This window comes from Duganella flavida (assembly GCF_009857445.1).
Lineage (GTDB): Bacteria > Pseudomonadota > Gammaproteobacteria > Burkholderiales > Burkholderiaceae_D > Rugamonas > Rugamonas flavida.
This window is the reverse complement of sequence record NZ_WWCN01000013.1, coordinates 217,152-224,589: the sequence shown is the minus strand read 5'-3', so window position 1 is coordinate 224,589 and position 7,438 is coordinate 217,152. Positions and strand designations below refer to the sequence as shown.

The window sequence follows — 7,438 nt, the reverse complement described above, 5'->3', positions numbered from 1 at the left end:
CCCGGTTGTTCGTAGCCGCTGCTGCCGCCGCTGCCGCCGACGGCGTTGCTGCCCACCGTGACATAGCCATTGCCCTGGCCATTGACCGTGGCGCTGGCGGCGCCGCCGGCCGTCACGGCATGGGTGCCGCTGGTGCCGGCGCCCGCACCGCCGTTGGCGTTGGCATATAGCGCCAGGCTGGCCGCCTGCGTATCGCTCAGGGTGAGGGTGGAGCTGGCGTCACCGGCCAGTCCCGGTGCGGCGCGATAGCCGTAGCCACCGCTACCGCCATTGGCCGTCTGCGTCAGGCTGAGCGTGCCGCTGGTACTGCCCGAGACCGTATTGTTCAGCGTGATGCTGGCGCCGTTGCCAGCAATCCCGTCAGGAGAGCTGTTGTAGTAGCTGCCGCCGCCGCTGCCGCCATTGACAGTCAGGTAGACGCTGGCGTTGCCGCTGTCCGACACCGCGCGTCCAGTGGCGCTGGCGCTGCCGCCATTGCCCGATTGCAGGGACTCGTTGCCTGCACCGCCGCCGTTGCCGCCGGTGGCGGTCACGCTCAGGCTGGCGTTGTTGTTGCCGCTGGCGCTGGCCAGGCCATTGGCGCTGGCGACGCCGCCGTTGCCGTTGATGCCACTGCCGTAGTAGGAATCGTATTCGTTGCCGTGACCGCCGCGCGCAGTGACGTAGCCGTTCACATTGCCGTTGCCGTTCAGTTGCAGGCGCGCGTCGGCGGCGCCGCCGTCCGCCGAACTGGCGGTGCCGCCAGCCCTGCCGGCGCCGCCGATGGCTGTGCTGTAGCCAGTCACGCTGGCGCCGGCGCGGGTAGACGCCAGTACCAGTTCGCTGCTGGCATTGCCGGCCGCGCTGGCCGTGCCACCGCTGCCACCGGTGCCGCCGCTGGCGTTGACATTGGCGTTCAGTGAGGCCGCGTCGCCATCGCTTAACGTCAGGCGCGACAGAGCATCGCCGCCGCGCCCACCCTGGCCGGTATAGCTATCGCCACCGCGCCCGCCGACCGCTGACTGGTACAAGCTCAGGCTGCCGGTGGTGTGGCCGCCGACCAGGTTGATGGCCTGTGCCTGCGCACCATCGCCGCCGTTATTGGATTGCGAGCCGTAGCCGCCACTGCCGCCGTTGAGCGACGCGCTGGCGGAGGCGTTGCCGCTCTCCGATTGCGCCCACGCACCGGCGCTGGCGCTGCCGCCATTGCCGGCCGCCAGCTGGAAGCCGTGATAAGAATCGCTGTCGCCGCCCGTGCCGCCGCTGGCGTTGGCCGTGGCACTGGCATTGGCGCTGCCGCTGGCCGTGGCCGACGATTGTGCCGAGGCTTGGCCGCCGTTGGCGTTGTTGCCGCCACGCCCGCCGTAGGCGCTGCTGTTGGCGGTCACATTGGCGCTGCTGCTGACGGTGGCCGCCGCCACGCCGTTGGCGCCAACGCTACCGGCGCCGCTGCCGCTGCTGCCGCCGTAGCCGCCGGCGGCGTTGGCGGAGAGCGTCAATTCCGGCTGCGATACGCCGCTCAGACTCAGGGTGGAACGTGCTTCGCCAGCGGTGCCGGCCGCGCCGGTGGTGCTGTCGCCGCCTTTGCCGCCGCTGGCGTTTTGCGTCAGGTTCAGGCCGCTGGTGGCTGCGCCCGAGACGGTGTTGGTGACATTGATGGCCGCGCCATTGCCGCCATCGGCGCCGCCGTAGCCATCGCCCCCGGCGCCGCCATTGCTGTTGGTGGTGGCATAGCCCCAGCCGGTACTGGTCACCGAGGCGCTGCTGTCGGCGCTGCCGCCGTTGCCGCCGCGCTGGCCGGCACCGTAGGCCATGCTGCCCTTGCCGCCGTAGGCATTGGCGGTGGCTTGCGCCGACCAGCCTGCCGTTAGCGTACCTTGGGCGCTGCTGACGGCGTTGCCACCGTCGCTGGCGTGTACGGTGCCGCCGTAGGTTTGCCAGCTGACGCCATTGTCGCCGTTACCGCCGCTGGCACTGCTGGTCAGGCTGACACTGCCGGCGCTGGTGCCGCTCACTGTGCTGCGGGCATTGCCGGCGCTGCCGGTCTGGCCGGCGCCCACCGCCGCGCCACCGTTGCCGCCGCTGGCGTTGCCGGTCAGTTGCAGGCTGGAGTCGGTACGGGTCGAGGTGACGTTCAGTAGCGTCAGCCCGTTGCCGCCATTGCCGCCGGTGCTGGTGGCGTTGCTGCTATCGCCGCCTTTGCCGCCGATCGACTGGGCGCTGATGACCAGCGAACCAGCGCTGCTGTCGGACAGCGTCAGCTGCGATTCCGCGTGGCCGCCGTTGCCTGCCGCAGCGCCGTCGCTATTGCCGCCATTGCCGCCCACCGCGCCCTGCGCCAGCTGCAGATAGTAGCTGGTGCTACCGCTGATGGCGTTGTTGAGGGCACTATCGGCGCCGCGTCCGCCGGTGGCGCCGCCGCTGCCATTGCCGCCAGCGCCGCCGTATTGCGCCACGCTGGCTTGCAAGTAGGCGTTGCTACTGGACAGCGCGCTGCCGCTGGCGCTGGCCGTGCCGCCATCGCCGCCATGCTGGCCCGCGCCGTAACCGTTGCCGCCGCTGCCGCCGGTGGCGTTGGCGTTCAGGTAGATTGACTGGTAGTTGCCGCCGGCGCCGGTTGCGCTGGCGGTGGACGTCGCGCTGGCGCCGTTTTGGCCGGTGGCATTGCCGGCGCCGGTGGCGCTGCCGCCATTGCCGCCGGTGGCGCTGCTGGAGACGTTGAGCGAGCCATTGGCGGCGGTACCGCTGGCCGTGCTGGTGGCGCTGCCGCCCAGGCCGGTGACGCCGCTGTCGCTGCGGCCGCCTGCGCCGCCGTAGCTGTTGGTGGTGAGCGACAGGTTGCTGGTGGTGCTGTCGTTGAGCGTGAGGGTGGAAGCGGCGCTGCCGCCGTTGCCGGCTGTTCCGGTGTCGCTGGAGCCACCGCTGCCGCCGCCAGTAGTCTGGCTCAGGCCCACGTAGCCTACGGCGCTGCCGCTGGCCGTATTATTGGCCACGCTATTGGCGCCGGCGCCGCCGCTGGCGCCGTTCACGCCGTTGCCGCCATTGCCGCCGGTCTGGCCGGTATAGAGCGAGATCGAGCCGCTGCCGCCGCTGGCGGTACCACTGACCGTGCTGCTGGCCGTGCCGCCCACGCCGCCGCTGTTGCCGGCGCCCGAGCCCTGTCCGCCGCTGCCGCCGGAGGAGTACGATTGCAAGCTCAGGTTTTGCTCGGCCAGGCCCAGACTGTTGGTGCTGGCGCTGCCGCCGGCCTGGCCGTTGCCACTACCGCCGCTGACGCTGCCGCCAGCACCGCCGTAGCTGTAGCCGGTGCCGTTGATGTTGTTGGTGCCATTCAGCTGGAGTTCGGTATTGGCGTTACCTGCCACACCGGCCTGGCCGCCGTTGCTGGCGTTGCCGCCATAGCCGCCGACACTGGTGGCTGAACCGCTCAGCTGGCTGCCGGCCGGCACCGAGCCCACTGTCAGCGCGGCGCTGCCATTGCCGCCATTGCCGGAAATGCCGGTTTGGGTACTGCCGCCATTGCCGCCATTGGCGTTGCTGCGCAGCGCAGAGGCGGTACCTAGCGAAGTGGCCAGCGTCAGGCTGGAATTGGCCGCGCCGCCGTGTCCGGCCTGCGCGCTGTCGCTGTAGCCGCCGTGGCCGGCACTGGCGTTTTGCGTGATGTCGCCGTAATAGCCACTGGCCGTGCCGCTGATACCGTTGGTCAGCAGCGATTGCGCGCCTTGGCCGCCGCTGGCGCCGTCATAGCCGGCACCGCCGCTGCCACCGGTTTGCGTCACGTTGACACCGGTGTAGTACGCATCGCTCTGGATGGCGGCCGAGCTGCTGGCCTCGCCACCTGCGCCACCGCGCACGCCGCTGCCATAAGCACTGCCGCCACTGCCGCCATTGCCGCTGACACTAAGCGAGGCGCTATAGCCGGACGCGCTAGTCAGGTTCAGGCTGCCGATGGCGTTGGCTGTGCCGCCCAATCCACCCGCCGCTCCCGAGCCGTTGAGCGCGCCAACACCGGCTGCGCCTGGGGTGCCGCTGCTGCCGCCCATTCCGCCCGCTGCGGCCACGCTCACATAGCCGGAAGTGCCAACCATCGCTGCGCCGCCTTGCGCCGTCGCACTGCCGCCATTGCCGCCCGCACCGGCATTGCCGCCGTTGCCGCCGCTGTTGCCGGCCGCGCCATTGCCGCCATTGCCACCGTTGCCGCCATACGCCGCCGTAGTGCCACTATCGCTGGCGCCGGTATTGGTCGCCGTGCCGCTGCCGCCAACGCCGCCGTTGCTGCCGCTGGCGCCCGGCGTGGCGCCGGTGATACCGGGCGTACCTGCTGTGCCGTATTGGTTGACATCGCCGGCGTAGGCCTGGCTGACTGCCAGGGTCAACAGCAGGGGAACCAGCTTGTGGGGCGAACCCGGGGGAAGCATGCGCATGATGCAGACCTTTCAGTAATAGACAAATCATGTCGATATGACAATGTCGATTACTGTCGCAGGAACGCCGTGATGCGTAAATGATGCAAGTGCATCATGAAAACTGGAACAGTTATTTCCCTCCGGAATTCGTTAGTGCCGTGCGTTATCCCTTGCGCGCGAAGTGGGCTTCGATTTCTTCTAGCGTCTTGCCTTTGGTTTCAGGCAGCAGGAAGGCGGCGGTCAGGAAGTAGAGCAGCGTGGCGCCGGCCCAGCCCAGAAACATGGTGCCGTAACCGTACTGGCCGACGGTGGGCAGGAAGGTGGCGGCGATCATGGTCGACACGAACTGGTTGACCAGCAGCGCGATGCTCATGCCGTTGGAGCGAATGCGGGTTGGCATCAGCTCCGACAACGCCAGCCACACGCACACGCCCGGACCAACCGCGAAGCTGGCCACGAACAAACACATGGCCAGCGCCACCCACCAGCCATGCGACGCAGGCGGCACGGCGGCAATGTCGGCGCGTTCGATGCGCAGCGGCGCGTTGGCGCCTTCGGCCGGATCGGCGAATGGATTCAGGTGCAGCTTGCGGAAGAACACGCCGATCACGCTGTCCGGCTGCACGGTGTCTTCGCGGCTCACGTTTAGCAGTGGCAGGGCAGTGTCGTCGCTGCGGCGCGTTTGTACGTTGGTGAATGGGCCGTAGGAATAAGCCACGGTCAGCTGCCGCGGTGCGCCGTTTGCGCTGGCGCCGAACGATTGCAGGGTGGCTTGGTCGAGGCGCAGCGACAGGTTGTCGGACTGGATGCGGGCTTGCAGCATAGGCCGGACGTCGCGCTGTTCGCCTTCTACGCTGCGGAACAGCAGGCCGGCCGCGACCAGCGCGGTGACGATGCCGGCGGTGCCCAGCATCAGCAGGAATTTGCGGCCCTTACGGTCGACCAGCACCACGGCGACTATGGTCATCGCGGCGTTCAGCACTTTTAGCGCGACGTCGGCGGTGTTGGCGGTAGCGCCGGGCAGGCCGGCTTGATTGAGGATGTTGACCACGTAGGCCAGCACGGAATTGATGCCGGTGGCCTGGTTCAGCGCAAGGATTAGGCAGGCCAGCAGAAAGGGCAGCAGGTAGCGGCGGCTGAACAGCGGATCGCTGGCGCGCGGTGCAGATGGATTGCTTGCGGCAGGAGCCAGCACTTGCTGGATTTCGTGCAGCTCGGCCTCTGCCTCATCGGCGGGACGGGTGCGCAGCAGGGCGGTGCGGGCTTCTTCCATGCGGCCGCGTTGCGCCAGCCAGCGTGGCGATTCCGCCAGCAGCAGGGCGCCCAGCGTGAACACGAGACCTGGCGTCAGGCACCACCAGAAGATGCTGCGCCACGCGTGGTCCTTGGCCGCAAACACCGCTGCGGTGCGCTCCACTTCCGCCAGATGCTGGGCCGCTGCGGTGGCAGCTTCCACCGAATTCGCCTGCATCAAACCGATAACGGCAGCGGCGACAAGGCCAATGGTCAACAGCAGCTGAAACAAAGCCGCACCGCGTCCACGTTGGCGCGCATGCAGGCACTCGGCCAGGTACAGCGGCACGATCACGCCGATCAAGCCACCGCTGACGCCTTGCAGCAAGCGACCCAGCAGCAGCGGCAGATAACCATCGGCCAGCGCGATCAAGGGAATACTGAGCGTGAACAGCACGCCGGACAAGACCATCGCCCAGCGGCGGCCGATCCAGTCGGCCAGCGCACCCGCAAACAACGAAGAAAGCACGGAGCCGAGCAGCACCGCTGCCACAATAAAACTCAGTTGCTGCGCACTTAAACGCCACGCCACTGAAGCCGTCGATTCAAGATAAGGCAACGCGCCCGCGATAATGCCAACGTCAATTCCGTAAAGCAGTCCACCCATCCCTGCAATGAACAATAAAAATCCCATGGCGCGTGCTTGCATCGAGTCTCCGGCTAGTTGGTGGTTAGATCGATGGCTTCACCTTCCACGAAGACGGCCACCGGTTGTAATTCTGCGTTGAGTACCGCAATGTCGGCCCATGCGCCCGGCGCAAGGCGGCCACGTTCCGTCTCGCCGAGGTAGTCGGCAGGGTAGAGCGACAAACGATTCGATGCATCGGCCAGGTCCAGCCCGAGGCCGACGAAATTGCGCAGCGCCTGGTCCATCGTCAGCACGCTGCCGGCCAGCGATCCCGTTGCGAGCCGCACGCAGCCCAGGCATTTGTAGACGCGCTGGCTGCCAAGGCCATACTCGCCATCCGGCATGCCGGTGGCGGAAGTGGCGTCGGTGACGCCGTATAAACGCGGAATCGCGCGCAATGCAGCGCGGATTGCACCCGGCTCGACGTGCTGCAAGTCCGGGATAATTTCCGCGTACTCCGCGTGCGCCAGCGCCGCGCCGACGATGCCGGGCCTGTAGTGATTTAGCCCCGTCATGCCGTTGTAAAGATGGGTAAATCCGGCAGCACCGGCCTTCAGCGCGGCCACGCCGTCTTCGTAAGTGCCGTTGCTATGGCCGATCTGCACGCGGATACCGAGTTGATTCAATTGCGGGATCAGTTCAAGGTGGCCTTCCACTTCCGTGGCTATCGTCATGGCGCGTACCGGCGCCAGTTCGTGATAGCTGCGCACCAGGTCCATGCTGCCGACTGCAATCGCGTCCGCAGGCTGCGCGCCAAGGCGGTGGATGCTGAGGAAGGGACCTTCCAGATGCACGCCCAGCATGCGCGCACCGCCAGTCGGACGGTCGGCAATCGTCGGTGCCAGTCCACGCAGCGCGCGGCGGATTGAATTATCGGTAGCCGTCATGGTGGTGCCCAGCATGGCAGTGGTGCCGTGCTTCGCATGCGCGCGCGCCACGGTGGCGCCGGCGTCGCCGCCTTGCATGATGTCCACGCCAGCCGCGCCGTGCACGTGCAGGTCGATAAAGCCGGGAATAATGGTCAGCGTGCTATCCGCGCTGTTGTCTTCGCGGATGTGCAGGATGCGCTGGTCGAAACTGATGCTGCCGTTGATCCAGCCATCGGGGGTAAGAATACGTCCACTCAGCACAG

General features: G+C 67.6%; 3 protein-coding genes. All 3 read right to left on the bottom strand.

The features are described from left to right. A partial coding sequence (locus GTP46_RS20640; protein WP_161008497.1) for a beta strand repeat-containing protein occupies nt 1-4,403 on the bottom strand: 4,403 nt, incomplete at its 3' end. A gap of 145 nt (nt 4,404-4,548) precedes the next feature. Beyond that, entirely contained in the window at nt 4,549-6,327 is a 1,779-nt protein-coding gene (locus GTP46_RS20635) for an MFS transporter (RefSeq protein WP_229259038.1), read from the bottom strand. 11 nt (nt 6,328-6,338) lie between these two features. Then, on the bottom strand, nt 6,339-7,436 hold the full coding sequence (gene nagA / locus GTP46_RS20630; protein ID WP_161008496.1) for an N-acetylglucosamine-6-phosphate deacetylase: 1,098 nt from the start codon (nt 7,434-7,436) through the stop codon (nt 6,339-6,341). Between the last annotated feature and the right edge of the window lie 2 nt (nt 7,437-7,438).